The sequence below is a fragment of the Sphaerisporangium dianthi genome (assembly GCF_042654065.1).
Lineage (GTDB): Bacteria > Actinomycetota > Actinomycetes > Streptosporangiales > Streptosporangiaceae > Sphaerisporangium > Sphaerisporangium dianthi.
On record NZ_JBHSFP010000042.1, the window covers coordinates 1 to 16,197 of the forward strand.

Sequence of the window (16,197 nt, forward strand, 5' to 3'; positions counted from 1 at the left end):
AAGCTCAAGCAGTGGCGAGCCATCGCCACCCGCTTCGACAAACTCGCCAGCCGCTACCTAGCCGGCGCCACCATCGGCTGCCTGATGCTCTGGCTCCGCCACCGCGAATTGTCAGACACGCCCTAGCGGAGGTCGAGACCGCCGCCCGCTCCGCCTCGCAGCGCGGAGCGGGCGGCTCCCGTGCGCGTACGCCGGAAAGACCGGTCCCGTGCGTACGCCGCAGTGAGCGGTTCGGAGCGTGCGCCGGCGTGAGCGGGCCCGTGTACGCCGCAGCGAGCGGTCCTGTGCGCGCGCCGGAGTGGGCGGTGCCCGCGGGGGCGTTGGAGCGGGCCATGCCTCCGCGCGCGTACGCCGCAGTGAGCGGTTCGGAGCGTGCGCCGGCGTGAGCGGGCCCGTGTACGCCGCAGCGAGCGGTCCTGTGCGCGCGCCGGAGTGGGCGGTGCCCGCGGGGGCGTTGGAGCGGGCCATGCCTCCGCGCGCGTACGCTGAAAACGAGCCCCGTGGTGCACCGCGGGGGTGCTGCGAGCCGTGCGAGCAGGGACGGGCGCGCCCGTCAGGGTGATTCTTTCCACCAGGTGTGCGAACCACTTGGCCTGAGTCATCGTGCCGCACTACGCTTTGCCGCAGATCATTCCGCCCTGTGTCCGCGGAGCTTCCTCAATTGAGAGGTGGCACCGCCATTGGCACCGGCGTTGACCATGTCAAGCGCGCTGAGGCTCCGCATGCCGTCGGCCGCGCTCGTCGAATCCTTCCGTCCCGTGGACGGTGTGATCGGCGTACCTGTTTCCCGCCCTGGACCGCCACGCCGTCCGGGTGATTCGGGTTGTCGCTCTTCGGTGTCCGCGAAAGTTGGACTGTTGTGCCCGATTTCGGGCAGATGCAATGCGAAAACGCATGCCTCTCCATGACCGCGCCGGCGCAGGGGTGAGGTTAACAAGAGGATGGGAAATGACACGTATAGATCCGGAGGCTCTGGTCGCCAGCCTCAGAGGGGTGCAGAAGGCTTCGGAGGCAACCGGGGTCGTGCACCACTTGGAACGCATCGTGCGCGTGGTGGACCGGCTCTTCGGCTATGCCGGGGCGGGTCTGATGTTCGCCGACGAGGGCAAGGCGTTGCGCTACCTGGTGACCACCGACGAGGCGGGGAAGAGCCTGGAGCACGCGCAGGCCGCCGTCGGCCACGGGCCGTGCGTGTCGGCGTTCTTCACCAATGCCGCGGTGACCACGCGTGACGTGCAGAGCGACGAGCGATGGCCCGACCTGGCCGAGTTGCTGCACCCGAGCGTGCGGGCGGTCGCCGGGGTGCCCGTACGGCTTGGGGACGGGCCGGTGGGCACGCTCAACGTGTACCAGGCGGAACCACACGACTGGGAGGAGTCCGACACCCAGGCGCTGCTCGCCTACGCCCACGTCATAGAGGAGGTACTGGCGGCCGCGGTGAAGGCCGAAGAGAAGAGCGCGCTCGCGGACCAGCTGCAGTACGCGCTGGACTACCGCATCGTGATCGAGCGGGCGATCGGCTACCTCATGGGCAAGCACGACCTGACGGCCGCCCAGGCTTTCACCGGCCTGCGCAAGCGGGCCCGCGACAGCCGCCGCCGCGTCGCCGACCTGGCCGCCGAGATCCTGGGGGAGCAGGCGCCTCCAGGAGGCTGAGCGCCCGGCCGGCCCCGGCCGGGACCCCGGCCCGGCCGAACCCGGCTACGCTGGACGGTGATGTATCGACTGCTCTTCGCGCTGGTGCTCCGCAAGTTCGACTCCGAGACGGTGCACCACCTGACCCTGCGCGCGCTCCGGGTCCTCTCCCTCGTCCCCGTCGTGAAGCGCCGGCTCCACCGGATGCTGGCGCCACGCGACGAGGCGCTTCGCGTCCAGGCGTTCGGGGTCCACTTCCCCAGCCCCTTCGGGCTCGCTGCCGGTTTCGACAAGGACGCCGGGTGCGTCGAGGGGCTGGCGGCCTTCGGGTTCGGCCACGTCGAGGTGGGCACGATCACCGCCCACGCCCAGCCGGGCAACCCCCGTCCACGGCTGTTCCGGCTGGTCTCCGACCGGGCCGTCGTCAACAGGATGGGGTTTAACAACCGCGGCGCCGAGCAGGTCGCACGCCGGCTGAGCCGCCCGCGGAGTCTGCCCGTCGTGGTCGGCGTGAACATCGGCAAGACCAAGGTCATCCCGCCCGAGCTCGCCGTGCGCGACTACGTCGCCAGCGCGCGCAGGCTCGCCCCGCTGGCCGACTACCTGGTAGTGAACGTCAGCTCGCCGAACACTCCCGGCCTGCGCGACCTGCAGGCCGTCGAGCTGCTGCGCCCCCTGCTGGCCGAGGTGCGCGGGGCCGCCGGGCGCACGCCGCTCCTGGTCAAGATCGCCCCTGATCTGGCCGACCAGGACATCGACGCCGTGGCCGACCTCGCGGTCGAGCTGGGCCTCGCGGGCATCATCGCCACCAACACCACCATCGGCCGGGAAGGCCTGTCCAAGGCGGAGGCGGCCGGCGCCGCCGAGGCGGGCGGCCTGTCCGGCCGGCCGCTGAAGGCCCGCTCGCTCGAGGTGCTGCGCCGGCTGTACGCCAGGGTCGGCGACCGCCTCACGCTGGTGTCCGTCGGAGGCGTCGAGGGCGTCGACGACGTGTGGGAGCGGCTGCTGGCCGGCGCCACCCTCGTCCAGGGCTACACGGCGATGGTGTACGAAGGGCCGCTGTGGGCCTGGCGCGTCAACCGCGGGCTGGCCCGCCGGATGCGCCGCCACGGCTACTCCACCGTCCGCGAGCTGATCGGCCGGGTAGGCCGCGAGCAGGCGGCCTGACCGGCGTCAGCCCAAGCTGGGGCGGGTGGAGTCGGCCTCGTGGGTCATCTCCGCGAGATGGCGCATCACCTGCGCGACCGGCACCGCGCCCGGACTGTGCCGCCGGTCGCCCGTGCCGCCGCGCTGCCACGGCAGCGGCCCGGCCAGGGGCCTGTACTCCACGCCGTAGGCGTCGAGCCGCGCGAGGTGCGCGGGCAGCGACGACTGGAAGCCCTCGGCGTCACCCGACCAGGCGATCTGGGCCAGGGCGCATCCTCGCGGCCAGGCCCGGTAGTCCAGCGTCCGCCCGTCGGGGATGCGCTCGGTCCACAGCTGGAACTGCGCGCCGAGCACCCGGCTCGCCTCCTCGGGCGTCCACGACGCCGGCACCGGCTCGAACGCCGCGACGTCGGCCACGGTGATGGTGTCCCCGATGGCCACGGGCTCCTCGGGCGAGGCCGCCTCGGCGTAGTCGAAGTACAGCGGGAACACCGGGGTCGCGACGATGTCGTGGCCGGCGGACGCGGCGCGACGGCCGACCTCCATGCCGCGCCAGGGCATGACGATCGTGTCCGCCCTCAGCGCGCCGCTGACGAACGCCTCGTCCCAGACCACGGCACGGCAGCCATGCCCCGCCAGCACGTCGGCCAGCTCACGCAGGAAACGGGCGTGCAGGTCGGCGGGGGTGGCCAGCCCGAGCGACTCGCGGTACTCGGTGATCTCCGCCGAGGCCGCCCAGTCGTCCAGGACGCACTCGTCGCCGCCGATGTGGAAGTAGGGCACCTGGCCGAGAGCCCCGACGATCTCGGCGAACACCGCGGCCAGGAACTCCACGGTGGCGGGCAGCGGCGACAGGATCGCCGGGGAGATGCCCCAGCGGTCGAGCACCTCGTGCGAGGCGGCCGGGTCGGCGCCGAGGTGCGGGTAGGCCGCGAGGATGGCGGAGGCATGGCCGGGGACGTCGATCTCGGGCACGATGGTCACGCCCCGGGCCCGCGCGTAGGCGCCCATCTCGGCCAGGTCGTCCAGCGTGTAGTGGCCGCCGTGCGGGGTGCCGTCGAACCGCTGCTCGCCGTGGAAGTGCGTCGTGGTGGTGCGCGGCCGGTGCGACCCGGCCTCGTGCAGCAGCGGGTGGACCCTGCTCTCGACGCGCCAGCCCTGGTCGTCCGCCAAGTGCAGGTGCAGGCGGTTCAGCTTGTGCACGGCCAGCAGGTCGATCATGCGCAGCACTTCGCGCTTGGGCAGGAAATGCCGCGACACGTCGAGATGGGCGCCACGCCACGGGAACCGCGGCGCGTCCTCGATGTGCCCGCACGGCACGGTCCACGCCGCGCCGGGCAGGGCCGCCGAACGGAACGCCGCCGCCGGAAGCGACTGGCGGAGCGTCTGCCCCGCGTACAGCGCCCCCGCGGCGTCACCGGCGACGATGCGCACGCCCTCAGGAGTCACCGTGACGGCGTACGCCTCGTTGGTGAGGTGTTCATCCAGTTCGACCGTGATCGCCGCCTCAGACACCGTCTGAGCCCCTCCGGTCGCCGCGCCGAGATCGAGCACGGCCAGCGCCCGCCGTACGGCGCCCACCATCTCCGCCGGTCCGGCCACCAGAGAGCCAGGGGTGAACACGAACGTCCCCGGAGCCGTGCGCACGACACGAGGACGCGGAATCAGATCGACCACGCTCAGATCATGCCAGTGCTTGCTTGGCCTCGCTTCGCTCGGCGGGCTCGGGGCGCCTTGAGGCGGCGCGAGCTGTGCCGGCTTGGCCTCGCTTCGCTCGGCGGGCTCGGGGCGCCCTTGAGGCGGCTCTTGGGTTCGGGGAGGTGGGTGATCTGTTAGCCGAGGTAGTGCTGGAGGCCTTGGACGAGGGAGGTGGCGATGCGCTGGCGGAAGCGCGGGTCCTTGAGCTTGCCGGCGTCGCTCGCGTTGCGCATGTTGCCGGTCTCGATGAAGACCTTCGGCACGGTGGACAGGTTGAGCCCGCCGAGGTCGTTGCGGAAGTCGAGCGCGTCCTTGCCGATGTAGGTGGAGTACGGCATGCCGGTGCCGTCGTGGTAGGCCGACCGCAGCGCCAGCCCGAGCCTCTTGGACCGGGCCACGACCGGGTCGACCGGCCCGTCGATCTTCTTCGGCATGATGATGTGGAAGCCGCGCCCCGACGCCGGAGCGCCGTCGGCGTGGATCGAGACGGCGGCGTTGGCGTGGGCCTTGTTGCCGATGGCCGCCCGTTGGGTGATGCAGGGCCCGACGCCGGAGTTGCCGTCACGGGTGAGCCGGACCGTCGCACCCTTGGCCTTGAGCAGCTTGACCATGCGGCTGGCGACGTCCCAGGTGAAGGCCGCCTCGGAGTAGCCGTCGTTGGTCGCTGTGCCCGTGGTGTCGCAGGCCTTCCACTGGGTGAGGACGTTGACCTTCTTGTTGACGACCTCGGGGTGGCGGTAGTTGCCGCCGTTGTGGCCCGGGTCGATCACGATGATCTTCCCCTCGAGGGGGCGGGCGGCGGACGGCGCGGACGCCGTCGCGGCCCGCGCCGAGGAGGCGGCCGGCTCGGCCGGCGCGCTCTTGAGCCGCGCCGCCGCGGGCGCGTCCGAAGCTGCCGCGGGGGCGTTCGAACCGGTGGCCGCGGAACTCGTCGCGCCGCCGCATGCCGCCGTACCGAGCCCGCACAGGGCCAGGAATGAGAAGGCCAATGCCCGACCGGTCACGATGATCCCCTTCGTCGACGACCGTCCGCCCTCCAACCTACGCGGCGCCGCGTGATGGACCGGCCGCTATGCGGAGATCAGGCCGAGATCACCAGGCGGGCTCGCCGAGATCCTGCTTCTGGAGGAGCGCGGCCAGCTCTCTGGCGTCCTCGGCGTCCAGGCCGAGAACGACGCGGGGCCTGCCCCAGGGGTGGTCGATGGAATGGGCGACGTAGCTGGCGACCGACTCGGTCGCCCCCTCCTCGTCTTTGCCGCGGGCGGCTCGCCAGTGCGCCCACGCACGTTCGAGCTCGGCGGCCGCGCGCTGGGCGCAGGAGACCAGTTCCGGATCACGCATGTCTACCCCCCGCTCGGACGCCGGTCGCCCGCTGCCCCCGTGACAGGCGGGCGTCCGGCCCTTCACGGGCCGGTTCGGCACGCCGGGGCCGGCGCCACGCTATGAGTCAACACGGGGACGGTGCCGATCCCGCGGATGTTGACCTACCCTTGGGGATCACTTGGAGCCGGGCCGGTGCTGTGCCGCACCACCAGGCGCGGAGTCACCTCGCGCAGCCGCGCGGTCTTGGCGGGGTCGGTGATGCGGTCGCTCAGCAGCGCCGCGGCCGACCTGCCCATCGCGCGCCTCGGCTGGTCGAGCGAGGTGAGCGAGATGTGGTGCACGGCGGCCAGGTGGGTGTTGTCGTATCCGACCACCGACAGGTCCTCGGGGACGCGCAGGCCCAGTTCGCTCGCCGCGACCAGCACTCCGAGGGCGACGATGTCGTTGGCCGCGAAGATCGCCGTGGGCCGGGGGGTGCGTTCGAGCAGGGCGCGGGCCGCGCGCCGGCCGCCCTCCTCGGTGAAGTCGCCGTGCTCGACCATGATGTGCGGCGCGAGCCCGTGCCTGCGCATCGCGACGAGGTAGCCCTCGCAGCGGAAGCGGGCCGACGAGGACGGGGTGCCCTCGATGTGGGCGATGCGCCGGTGGCCCAGCTCGACCAGGTGGTCGACCGCGAGGCGCGCGCCGAGCTGGTCGTCGTCCACGACGATGTCCACGCTGTCGAGATCCACGTCGCGCTCGCCGACGACCACCGTCGGGGTGTAGGCGGCGGCCTCGGCCAGGGTCTCGCTGGACGGCGCGACGCCGAGCAGCACCAGGCCGTCCACGCGCAGCTCCAGGAACGCTTCGACGGCCTCCTCCTCGAAGGCCGGATCCCAGCGCCCGCTGCCGATCAGAAGCCGCAGCCCGTCGCCGTGCAGGCTCTCTTGCAAGCCGTCGAGGAACTCGGCGTAGAACGGGTTGTGCAGGTCGGCGACGAGGGCGCCGACCAGGTGGGTGCGCCCTTCGACGAGGCTGCGCGCCACCGCGTTGGGCCGGTAGCCGAGCTCTCTGGCGGCTTGTAGAACGGCTTCGCGCCGGTGCTCGCTGACGTGAGGGGAGCCCCGCAGCACCAGGGAGACCAGCGACTTCGAGACGCCCGCGCGTTCTGCAACGTTCCGGATCGTCGGCCGGGGACGCGGTCCTTGGGCGTCGCCAAGGCCGGGTTCGGCCGCGCCGAGATCGGGACGGTACCGATCGGTCGTCTGCATGGACGGTCCTGACATGGTTCTCCCCACGCTGAGTGGATGTGCACCTGTCAGACCAAACGATCGAGTCGCGTTGAGGGTACGGGTATGTTGCGCGGCTCGGCAGATGGTCATTTGGGCCGCGTTATCCGGCACCGCCTTCGATAGTGTGCGCATTGTGGGTGGGACATCAAGGGCCCCAGGTGAGCGAGAGAGCGGCGATCCTGGTCACGGACGCCCGGTACGACGAAGGCTGAGCGTCGATCGTCGCCGCGAGGAGCTCATGGCCGCGGCGCTCGAACTGTTCAGCAAGCGCGACGCGGAAGATGTCTCGATCGACGACGTGGCCAGCGCCGCCGGGGCGTCCCGGGCCCTGGTCTACCACTACTTCGGGGGCAAGCAAGAGCTGTACGTCGCGGCGTTGCGCAGCGCGGCGCTGGAGCTCGAAGACCGGTTGCGGCCGGTGCAGGGAGGCACCGCGATCGAGGAGCTGGCGGCGGGCCTGAGCCGCTACTTCGACTTCGTGGAGGATCACGCGGCCGGGTTCGCCGCGTTGCTGCGCGGCGGGCCGGCCAACCGCGCGGGCGAGGTGGGCGAGATCGTCGAGGGGGTCCGCCGGCGCCTGTTCAAGATGATCACCAATCAGCTTCAGGTGAGCGAGCCGAGCCCGGCGTTACGCGCGACGCTGCGGGCGTGGATCGCCTCGGTCGAGACGGCGGGGCTCGACTGGCTGGAGAACCACGACATCGAGCGGCCGGAGCTGGAGCGCCTGCTGGTGGAGCAGATGGTGGCGCTGCTGGAGGTCGCCGCCCGTCACGACGGCCGGGCCGGCGTCTCGCTCGCGGACTTCTCACGCGGGAACGGACGCCCGGAGGCGGCCGGATAGGGCCTGCGACCCGCGGACGTGGTGATCTGGGCCGGTGGTCCGCGCGGGGAACGGTGATAGGGCTTCCGTGCGGTGGAGGCCCTAATTCCGTTTCCCATCGGGACGCACCCGCATGGCCGGGTGAGGTGGCGCCGGGCGGGCGGCGCCTCTCACACCGGATCCATGGCCGCGGTCACGGTCGCTCGGGCGCGCAGTCAGGGGCACCTCGCCCCCGGTGGCCCGGGCCCGCCTCACGCGATCATGGGTGTGTGGACGCGCTCACATGCATGACGCGAGCGCGCCGGTTCTCCCCCCTACGACCTTGGCGGCTTTCGCCTCACTCCGACCGCTGCTGCGGGATGCCCGCGAGCAGCGCACGGACCTCGGTCTCCCGGTAGCGCCGGTGACCGCCAAGGGTGCGGATGGACGTCAACTTGCCCGCCTTCGCCCACCGAGTAACGGTCTTGGGGTCGACGCGGAACATGGTGGCGACCTCCGCCGGGGTGAGCAGTGGCTCGGCCTCGGGTGTACGAGCTGACATTTGTGCGGCCTCTCCTCCGTGGACCGGCGACAGCGATCCTGCGACTTGTGTTGGCGCTTGTCACGGATGTCCCTCAATGATCCATTAGTACGGATTTTTCTGGACCATATGCGGTATCACCCGATGTGACCATACAGCCACGTAGAGCGATTGGCGAGCCCTCTAAGTACAACGCCTTGTCCACGGGTTGATGTCACGCTCGGTGATTCTAGCGACACGTTTCGTGGTATCGCAGTGAAAACGGCAAACTACTCAGTTCGCAGAAGCGAGCTGGTGACTCCCGTTACCTACTTTTGCAGGTCACGTGCATGATTTGCGGTTCAGTTCGCCGTTTCCAGGGCTTGTATTGACTTCCAGCGCACGATCACGCGCTGATACATGGCGAAGGCCAGTTCTTCTTGACCGGTGTCCAAACCGGTGAGTGCCGCGGCCAGCTCGGCCGCGGACTGGTCGGCCTGCAACGTCGCGTCGTCCATGAGGTGCACCAGGCCGCCGTAGTCGAGCTCCACCAGCGAGTGGGGGTGGAACTCCTCCAGCCAGCGGCCGACCTCCTCGACCTCGGTGAGCGTGCTGACCTCTCCCACGTGCCGCCGGATGACGACCAGCGCCCGCGCGACCCTGCGCCGCGCCTGGGCCATGGAGGTGACGTAGAGCAGGTTGCGCGCCGGGGCGGTCGTGGTCGGGGCGGCCGGCTCGGCGGGCGTCTCCTCCTGGCGGCCGAGGACCAGCCAGCGCTCGGCCGAGTCGAACGGCACGAACCACGGGGCGGGGATGTGCCAGGTGCTGGTGCGGATGTGCGTCCTCAGCGAGGCGGAGGAGCCCTGCTGCTTGTACCGGTCGAAGTCGTCGGCCGTCTGCTCGGCGATGGCACGGGGGACGAAGCGGTCGGCCAGCTTGACCGGCGTGGTGCCGCGGAAGCGGGCGAAGGCCAGCCAGGAGCGCAGTCTGCTCTGCCACGGGCAGACGTACAGCGTCTCTTCGATGCGGCGCAGGTAGGCGTTCAGGCTCTCGCCGCCGGGCGCGGGCAGCGCCGAGACGCCCAGCAGCCGCCGGACGGCCTCCGCGTGCTCGGCCTCCAGGGCGAACGCGCGGCGCGGACGGTCCTTGGAGTCGGCGTAGGCCGCCCAGAAGGCGCGCTCGCGCTCGGTGAACGCGGACAACGGCTCGTAGACACGGAGATAGGCGGCGTAGGGCAGCACATCTCGAATGGTGCCATGTAGCGGCGAGCCGACGCGAGTGAGACGACCCCGGCGGTTGCGGTGGCGCGCAGGCCGTGGCGCTGACGTGTCGCGATATGGACGATCATGGTCAGCGTCCGGGAGCCTGGATAGGCTGGGTCCGCAGATCCGCCGCGATGAGGCGGCGGACAAGAACGACCGGGAGTCACCATAGTGACCGACGTCTTCGGGCTGTCCCACAAGGATTCGAGCCCTATCAACGGACAGGCGCGACACGAGCAGGTGGTCTTCTGCTCGGACGACCGCAGCGGCCTGCACGCCATCATCGCCATCTACAGCACCGCGCTGGGACCCGGACTCGGGGGCACGCGGTTCTACCCCTACGAGAGCGAGCAGGCGGCCCTCGCCGACGTGCTCAACCTCTCGCGGGCCATGGCGTACAAGAACGCCCTGGCGGGGCTCGACCTCGGCGGGGCCAAGGCCGTGATCATCGGCGATCCGGCCACGGACAAGAGCGAGGCGCTGCTGCGCGCCTACGGCCGCTTCATCCAGTCCCTCGGAGGGCGCTACTACACCGCCTGTGACGTGGGCACCTACAGCGAGGACATGGACATCGTCGCCAGGGAGTCCGGCTTCGTCACCGGGCGCACGGTCGCCCACGGCGGCGCGGGCGACTCCTCGATCCTGACGGCGTACGGCGTCTTCCAGGGCATGAGGGCGGCCGCCCAGCACGTCTACGGCGCCTCCACCCTGCGCGGCAGGCGCGTGGGCGTCGAGGGGGTCGGCAAGGTCGGCCACCGGCTGGTCGAGCACCTGCTGGAGGACGGCGCCGAGGTCGTGGTCTGCGACGTGAGCGAGCACGCCGTCGAGAAGGTCCGCGCGGCCCACCCGCAGGTCGAGGTGGTGGCCGACGCCGCGGCGATGAAGCTCGCCGACATCGACGTCTACTCTCCCTGCGCCCTCGGCGCGGCCCTGGACGACGACACGGTCGCCGGGCTGAGCGCCAAGATCGTGTGCGGCGGCGCCAACAACCAGCTCGCGCATCCCGGCGTGGAGAAGCAGCTCGCCGAGCGGGGAATCCTTTACGCTCCGGACTACGTCGTGAACTCCGGCGGCGTGATCCAGGTGGCCGACGAGATCGAGGGGTTCAACATGGACCGCGCCCGGGTAAAGGCGACGCAGATCTTCGACACGACACTGAAGATCTTTTCGATCGCTGAGGAGGAAGGGGTACCCCCGGCGGCCGCGGCCGATAGGCTGGCCGAGCGCAGAATGTCGGAAGTCGGCCGGCTTAGGGGCATTTGGCTGGGCCGCTGACTACGTACGTCCATACGGCGTACCGAGCGGCGCGTAAAACAGGTACGGTTGTAGTCGAACGAGAGCTGAGGCCGGAAGTCAGGCGGCACCAGCGCGTGGAGCGTTAGCGACGAGGGGTCGGGCACGACCCCGCATGAGGGGGTCGAGCCGATGGGGCGCGGCCGAGCCAAGGCCAAGCAGGTGAAGGTTGCACGTCAGCTGAAGTACAACAGCGGCGGCACCGATCTTGACCGTCTTCGCGAGGAGCTCGGAGTCAATCACGACTCCAACCGACACGATGATGACGTTGTAGACGATGAGCTGGCCGATCGGTACGCCGATTACGCCGGTGACGTCGACGACGATGACGAGGATGACAGGTCCCGTCGCCGTTAGGCGATTTTCGGGTTGACGCTGGCAGGGCACCCGGCGGGCAGTGGCTCGCCGAGTGCCTCCTTCGCGCACCGGAAAGAGCTCCTTGCCTCTCTGGACGGCAAGGAGCTCTTCGTCGTGTTCCGGCCTTTCTCGCTTCGCCCGCCTTCTCTCAGGAGGCGGGCGAAACTCCGGGCGGCCCTCATCGGGCTTCTGCCGGACGGTCCGGACCTCCCCTGGTTCGGGGAGTCCGGACGCGTCCGAGGCTGGGACAGATGTGTTTCAGGGCCGGGACGGGCGCGGCTCAGGCGGTGAAGCGGGCCTCGCCGGCGCCCTCGACGATCTCGCCGAGCACCCAGGCGTGCTGGCCGCCGTCACTCAGCGTGCTCAGCGCCGTGCCGACCGCGTCGGCGGGCACGATCGCGCACATGCCGACGCCGAGGTTGAAGGTGCGGTCCATTTCTTCCTGGGGCACCTCGCCGTACCCCGCGATCACCTCGAAGATCGGCTGCGGCGTCCATGACGACCGGTCGAGCAGGGCGTCGACGCCGGCGGGCAGCGAGCGGGCCAGGTTGGCCGCCAGCCCGCCGCCGGTGATGTGGGCGAAGGCGTGGACCTCCACGGCCCTGGTGAGCGCGAGGCAGTTCAGCGAGTAGATGCGGGTGGGCTCCAGCAGTTCCTCGCCGAGCGTGCGGTCGAGCTCGGGCAGCGGGGACTCGAGCGCGAGGCCCGCCGTGCGCACGACATGCCGCACCAGGGAGTAGCCGTTGGAGTGGACGCCAGAGGACGAAAGGCCCAGCACCACGTCGCCGGGCCGCACCCGCTCGGGGCCGAGCAGCCTGTCGGCGTCCACGACACCGGTGCCCGCGCCGGCGAGGTCGTACTCGTCGGGGCCCATCGCGCCCGGATGCTCGGCGGTCTCGCCGCCCACCAGGGCGCACCCCGCCAGGCGGCAGCCCTCGGCCACCCCGCCCACGATGTCGGCGATGCGCTCGGGGACCACCTTGCCGCAGGCGATGTAGTCGGTCATGAACAGAGGCTCGGCCCCGCACACCACGAGGTCGTCAACGACCATGCCGACCAGGTCGATGCCGATCGTGTCGTGCCTGCCGAGCGCCTGGGCGATCATCACCTTGGTGCCGACGCCGTCGGTCGACGTCGCGAGCAGGGGACGCTTGAAGCGCAGCAGCGCCGAGGCGTCGAACAGCCCGGCGAAGCCGCTGGCGTCGTCCATGACCTCCGGCCGCCGCGACCGGGCGACGCGGGACTTCATCAGCTCGACGGCGCGGTCGCCCGCCTCGATGTCGACGCCCGCCGCGGCGTAGCTGGTCACCGGGCCTCCTTGCCGGTCCGAAGGGCCATGGTCGGGTGCGCGCGCCGCGCGCTCACGCCTTGGCCTCAAGGACGAACTTGCCGACGTTGTCGCGGTCGATCGGGATCGGATAGTGGCCGTCGAAGCAGGCGCGGCACAGCCGTTCGGCCGGCAGCGTCGTCGCCTCGGTCAGGCCGTCGAGCGAGATGTAGCCCAGCGAGTCGGCGCCCAGGGACTCGCAGATCTCGGCCACGGACTTGGTCCCGGCGATCAGCTCGGCCTGGGTGGCGAAGTCGATGCCGTAGAAGCACGGCCACGACACCGGCGGCGAGGAGATGCGCACGTGGACCTCGGTGGCGCCGGCCTCGCGCAGCATCTTGACGATCGCCCGCTGGGTGTTGCCGCGCACGATGGAGTCGTCCACCACCACCAGCCGCTTGCCCTGGATGACCTCGCGCAACGGGTTCAGCTTGAGCCTGATGCCGAGCTGGCGGATGGTCTGTGACGGCTGGATGAAGGTGCGGCCGACGTAGGAGTTCTTGACCAGGCCCTGGCCGTAGGGGATGCCGCTCTGCTCGGCGTACCCGATGGCGGCCGGCGTGCCCGACTCGGGGGTCGGGATGACCAGGTCGGCCTCGACCGGGTGCTCCATGGCGAGCCGGCGGCCCACCTCGACCCTGGTGGCCTGGACGCCGCGCCCGGCGATGGTGGTGTCGGGGCGGGCCAGGTAGACGTACTCGAACAGGCAGCCCTTGGGCTCGGCCAGCGCGAACCGCCGCGAGCGCACCCCCTGCTCGTCGATGGTGAGCAACTCGCCCGGCTCGACCTCGCGGACGAAGCTCGCGCCCACGATGTCGAGGGCGGCGGTCTCGGAGGCCACCACCCAGCCGCGTTCGAGGCGGCCGAGCACCATCGGGCGGATGCCCTGCGGGTCACGGGCGGCGTAGAGGGTCTTCTCGTCCATGAAGACCAGGGAGTAGGCGCCCTTGACCTGCGGGAGCAGCTCCGCGGCGGCGTCCTCGATGGACTTGGTGCGGTCCTGCGCGAGCAGGAAGGTCAGCACCTCGGTGTCGGTGGTGGCCCTGATCACGCCGGTCGGCAGCCGCAACGCCAGCTCAGGGGTGTTGATGAGGTTGCCGTTGTGGGCGAGGGCCAGCCCGCCCCCTTCGGTGGAGCTGAGGGTCGGCTGGGCGTTCTCCCACACGCTTGAACCGGTCGTGGAGTAGCGGCAGTGCCCGATCGCGAGGTGGCCTCGCAGGGTGCCCAGGACCGACTCGTCGAAGACCTGGGCCACCAAGCCCATGTCCTTGTAGACGAGGATCCTGCTGCCTTCGCTCACCGCGATGCCCGCGGACTCCTGCCCGCGGTGTTGCAACGCGTACAAGCCGTAGTAGGTGAGTTTGGAGACGTCCTCCCCAGGCGCCCACACGCCGAAGACACCACAGGCGTCTTGCGGCGCGCGGTCACGGGGGTCAAGGTCATGGCCGAGCCGGCCGTCGCCCTTTAGCACGTGCTTCATTCTAAGTTGGGCCTCTTCGCTGCGGGTAATCCGGGTCCGGGCTACCGGCGTGGCGTCCCGCGATGCCCCTGCGCGTCGGCGTTCGCGACACGCCCGGACGCGGCGGACGGGCGGCCGTGGCGGTGCATGGGGGAAAGATCCCGGCATTTTGGCGTGTCGGTTGGGCGGGTCGGCCGTTCCCGGGAGAGAGTGGTGCTATCCGGCATGCCCATACAGGCCGAAAGAGCACACCGTGACGACACCTGGCGATCCGAACAACTCCCAGCCGTGGGGCGGCACGCCACCCGGTGGTGAACGTCCTCCCTACGGCGAGCAGCCCCCCGGCGGCCATTCCTACGGCGAACAGCCGCCTCCCGGCGGGCAGCCCTACGGCGAGCAGTCTCACGGGGGGCAGCACTACGGCGAGCAGCCGCCAGGCGGGCAGCCTCCGGGCGGATACCCCCCGGGCGGGCAGCCGCCGTATGGAGCGCCGCCCTATCAGGCGCCCTACGGAAAGCGCCCGGCCGGCGGCGGGCTGGGCACCGCGGCGCTGGTGCTCGGCATCGTCAGCCTGTTCCTGCTGCTCATCTGCGGCCTCGGGGTGCTCACGGCGATCGTCGGCCTGATCATCGGGATCGTCGCGGTGGCCAAGCACAGCAATCGGGGCCGCGCGATCGCCGGCATCGTGCTGAGCGCGCTCACGCTCGTCCTCGCGGTGATCGGCTTCATGTGGTTCCTCGGCACCTTCAGCGAGTGCTTCAACCTGCCGACGCAGGCCGACGTGCAGCAGTGCGTCGAGCAGAAGCTGGGCGTCAACGTCGCTCCGTCCCAGTGACCTCCTGCCGCGCCGTTCCAGTGATCGCCCGCCGCGGCGGAGCCGGAGGCGGCGGGCTCAGCGCAGGGGCAGGTGTTCGGAAAGGTCGGCGCGGGCGCCGCTCGCGCTGATCTTTCCCGCCTCCATGGCCTCGTCCCAGCCGGCCCGGCCGGTGGCCAGTTCGAGCCAGGTGAGCGGGTCGGTCTCGACGACGTTGGGCGGGGTGCCGCGAGTGTGCCGGGGACCCGCCACGCACTGCACGGCCGCGTACGGCGGCACGCGCACCTCGACCGTCCGCCCGGGGGCCCGCTCGGCCAGGCGTTCGAGCAGGTGCCGGACGGCGAGACGCGCCAGGTCGCGCTGGGGACGCAGGCCCTTGTCGTAGACCCGCAGCACCACCTCGACGGCGGCGTCGGGCGCGCCCTGCGCCGGGCCGTCGTAGGGATGCTCTCCGAGGTCGGCGAGCTGCGCGTCGAGCGCGGTCCGTACCTTCTCCACGTCTACCTTGCGAGCGGCCACGCCCTCCATAATGCCTCGCGCACGGCGGAGGTCCGCCGGACGGACGCCCCGGACCCTCGCCGGAGGGAAAGCCGGCGGCAGCGGCGGCAGCCGGGGTGGCCGAGGCACACCACGGGTGGCCGCCGCCCGAGGCGGCTCAGGGGCTCAGGGATTCAGGGGGCCGGGGCGTGCAGGAGGGCGAGCAGGCAGGGACGCATCAGCCGTTCGATCTCGTCGCGGGGCGCCTCGCGCAGCGGCTCAAGGTCGAGCAGGTGGTGGCTGATCGTGACGCCGAGCATGACCGAGGTGGCCAGCGCCGCCCGCAGGCGGGCGTCGTCGCCGGGCAGCGCCTCGGCGATCTGGTCGATCTGCGTCCCGAGGCGGGCCCGGGCGGAGGCGGCGGCCTCGGGGTGGGTGAGCATCGAGCGCATCATGGCCAGCGAGGCCGGTGGCAGCCCGCCCAGTTTGAGGCCGAGCGCCTCGAGCAGGCGGTCGATCAGCGGGCCGGCGCCCTGGCCGTCCTCGGAGGCCGGGGAGGCTTGGACGGCGTGTGAGAAGAGCTCCTGTTTGGAGCCGAAGTGCTGCATGACCAGGGCGGGATCGACGCCCGCCGCCTCGGCGACGGCCCTGATGGTCGTGCGCTCGAAGCCGCGCTCGGCGAACAGGGCGCGCGCCGCCGACAGGATGCGCTGCTCGGAGCGGCGACGCCGTTCGGCGCGTGAGAGGGTCACCCGCCGAATCTACAGCCGTTGACCCAGACGGCCGCGGGACATGCGCCGCACCTGTCCGCGACGT

At 71.1% G+C, this 16,197-nt stretch carries 16 protein-coding genes; 6 read left to right on the forward strand and 10 right to left on the reverse strand.

Going from position 1 to position 16,197, the window contains the following annotated elements:
- Positions 1-948: 948 nt before the first annotated feature.
- Complete coding sequence (locus ACFO60_RS36245; protein WP_380850355.1) at positions 949-1,656, forward strand: ANTAR domain-containing protein; 708 nt, start codon at positions 949-951, stop codon at positions 1,654-1,656.
- A gap of 60 nt (positions 1,657-1,716) precedes the next feature.
- Entirely contained in the window at positions 1,717-2,802 is a 1,086-nt protein-coding gene (locus ACFO60_RS36250; protein WP_380850358.1) for a quinone-dependent dihydroorotate dehydrogenase, read from the forward strand.
- 6 nt (positions 2,803-2,808) lie between these two features.
- On the opposite strand, the gene ACFO60_RS36255 is transcribed toward ACFO60_RS36250, so the two are convergent.
- The 4 genes from ACFO60_RS36255 to ACFO60_RS36270 form a co-directional block, all read right to left on the reverse strand.
- A complete protein-coding gene (locus tag ACFO60_RS36255; RefSeq protein ID WP_380850361.1) occupies positions 2,809-4,458 on the reverse strand; it encodes a beta-N-acetylhexosaminidase in 1,650 nt (549 codons plus the stop codon).
- 155 nt (positions 4,459-4,613) lie between these two features.
- A complete protein-coding gene (locus tag ACFO60_RS36260) occupies positions 4,614-5,483 on the reverse strand; it encodes an N-acetylmuramoyl-L-alanine amidase (protein WP_380850364.1) in 870 nt (289 codons plus the stop codon).
- A gap of 88 nt (positions 5,484-5,571) precedes the next feature.
- Positions 5,572-5,820, reverse strand: coding sequence for a hypothetical protein (locus ACFO60_RS36265; protein WP_380850367.1), 249 nt, complete (start codon positions 5,818-5,820; stop codon positions 5,572-5,574).
- A gap of 143 nt (positions 5,821-5,963) precedes the next feature.
- On the reverse strand, positions 5,964-7,052 hold the full coding sequence (locus ACFO60_RS36270) for a LacI family DNA-binding transcriptional regulator (RefSeq protein WP_380850370.1): 1,089 nt from the start codon (positions 7,050-7,052) through the stop codon (positions 5,964-5,966).
- A gap of 259 nt (positions 7,053-7,311) precedes the next feature.
- On the opposite strand from ACFO60_RS36270, the gene ACFO60_RS36275 reads away from it, so the two are divergent.
- Complete coding sequence (locus tag ACFO60_RS36275) at positions 7,312-7,914, forward strand: TetR/AcrR family transcriptional regulator (RefSeq protein ID WP_380850373.1); 603 nt, start codon at positions 7,312-7,314, stop codon at positions 7,912-7,914.
- A gap of 316 nt (positions 7,915-8,230) precedes the next feature.
- Here ACFO60_RS36275 and bldC read toward each other — a convergent pair whose 3' ends face one another.
- Together bldC and ACFO60_RS36285 are read right to left on the reverse strand one after the other, a co-directional pair.
- A complete protein-coding gene (gene bldC, locus ACFO60_RS36280; RefSeq protein WP_013133571.1) occupies positions 8,231-8,434 on the reverse strand; it encodes a developmental transcriptional regulator BldC in 204 nt (67 codons plus the stop codon).
- Between the two features lie 320 nt (positions 8,435-8,754).
- Positions 8,755-9,633, reverse strand: a complete 879-nt coding sequence (locus ACFO60_RS36285) for a DUF8083 family protein (protein ID WP_380850376.1) — start codon at positions 9,631-9,633, stop codon at positions 8,755-8,757.
- Between the two features lie 192 nt (positions 9,634-9,825).
- On the opposite strand from ACFO60_RS36285, the gene ACFO60_RS36290 reads away from it, so the two are divergent.
- Both ACFO60_RS36290 and ACFO60_RS36295 read left to right on the forward strand, forming a co-directional pair.
- Complete coding sequence (locus tag ACFO60_RS36290) at positions 9,826-10,929, forward strand: Glu/Leu/Phe/Val family dehydrogenase (protein ID WP_380850379.1); 1,104 nt, start codon at positions 9,826-9,828, stop codon at positions 10,927-10,929.
- Positions 10,930-11,079: 150 nt separating this feature from the next.
- Positions 11,080-11,304: a DUF3073 domain-containing protein gene (locus ACFO60_RS36295; protein WP_354853039.1), complete on the forward strand. Its 225-nt coding sequence runs from the start codon at positions 11,080-11,082 to the stop codon at positions 11,302-11,304.
- 280 nt (positions 11,305-11,584) lie between these two features.
- On the opposite strand, the gene purM is transcribed toward ACFO60_RS36295, so the two are convergent.
- Positions 11,585-12,613, reverse strand: a complete 1,029-nt coding sequence (gene purM, locus ACFO60_RS36300; protein WP_380850382.1) for a phosphoribosylformylglycinamidine cyclo-ligase — start codon at positions 12,611-12,613, stop codon at positions 11,585-11,587.
- A 52-nt stretch (positions 12,614-12,665) separates the two neighbouring features.
- Positions 12,666-14,111, reverse strand: coding sequence for an amidophosphoribosyltransferase (purF, locus tag ACFO60_RS36305; RefSeq protein ID WP_380850385.1), 1,446 nt, complete (start codon positions 14,109-14,111; stop codon positions 12,666-12,668).
- A gap of 232 nt (positions 14,112-14,343) precedes the next feature.
- Between purF and ACFO60_RS36310 the strand changes: the two genes are divergently transcribed.
- A complete protein-coding gene (locus ACFO60_RS36310) occupies positions 14,344-14,925 on the forward strand; it encodes a DUF4190 domain-containing protein (protein ID WP_380850388.1) in 582 nt (193 codons plus the stop codon).
- Between the two features lie 57 nt (positions 14,926-14,982).
- Here the strand turns inward: ACFO60_RS36310 and ACFO60_RS36315 are convergent, their stop codons facing one another.
- Both ACFO60_RS36315 and ACFO60_RS36320 read right to left on the reverse strand, forming a co-directional pair.
- Positions 14,983-15,432 carry a sterol carrier family protein gene (locus tag ACFO60_RS36315; RefSeq protein ID WP_380850391.1) on the reverse strand — a complete coding sequence of 150 codons (450 nt, stop codon included), beginning with the start codon at positions 15,430-15,432 and terminating at the stop codon, positions 14,983-14,985.
- A 143-nt stretch (positions 15,433-15,575) separates the two neighbouring features.
- Positions 15,576-16,133, reverse strand: coding sequence for a TetR/AcrR family transcriptional regulator (locus tag ACFO60_RS36320; protein ID WP_380850394.1), 558 nt, complete (start codon positions 16,131-16,133; stop codon positions 15,576-15,578).
- Positions 16,134-16,197 lie beyond the last annotated feature (64 nt).

Coding starts and splice junctions, on each gene's coding strand:
- ACFO60_RS36275 (WP_380850373.1), top strand. CDS start 7,312: ATGGCCGCGGCGCTCGAACTGTTCAGCAAGCGCGACGCGGAAGATGTC.
- bldC (WP_013133571.1), bottom strand. CDS start 8,434: ATGTCAGCTCGTACACCCGAGGCCGAGCCACTGCTCACCCCGGCGGAG.
- ACFO60_RS36295 (WP_354853039.1), top strand. CDS start 11,080: ATGGGGCGCGGCCGAGCCAAGGCCAAGCAGGTGAAGGTTGCACGTCAG.
- ACFO60_RS36270 (WP_380850370.1), bottom strand. CDS start 7,052: ATGCAGACGACCGATCGGTACCGTCCCGATCTCGGCGCGGCCGAACCC.
- ACFO60_RS36250 (WP_380850358.1), top strand. CDS start 1,717: ATGTATCGACTGCTCTTCGCGCTGGTGCTCCGCAAGTTCGACTCCGAG.
- ACFO60_RS36265 (WP_380850367.1), bottom strand. CDS start 5,820: ATGCGTGATCCGGAACTGGTCTCCTGCGCCCAGCGCGCGGCCGCCGAG.
- ACFO60_RS36245 (WP_380850355.1), top strand. CDS start 949: ATGACACGTATAGATCCGGAGGCTCTGGTCGCCAGCCTCAGAGGGGTG.
- ACFO60_RS36315 (WP_380850391.1), bottom strand. CDS start 15,432: ATGGAGGGCGTGGCCGCTCGCAAGGTAGACGTGGAGAAGGTACGGACC.
- purF (WP_380850385.1), bottom strand. CDS start 14,111: ATGAAGCACGTGCTAAAGGGCGACGGCCGGCTCGGCCATGACCTTGAC.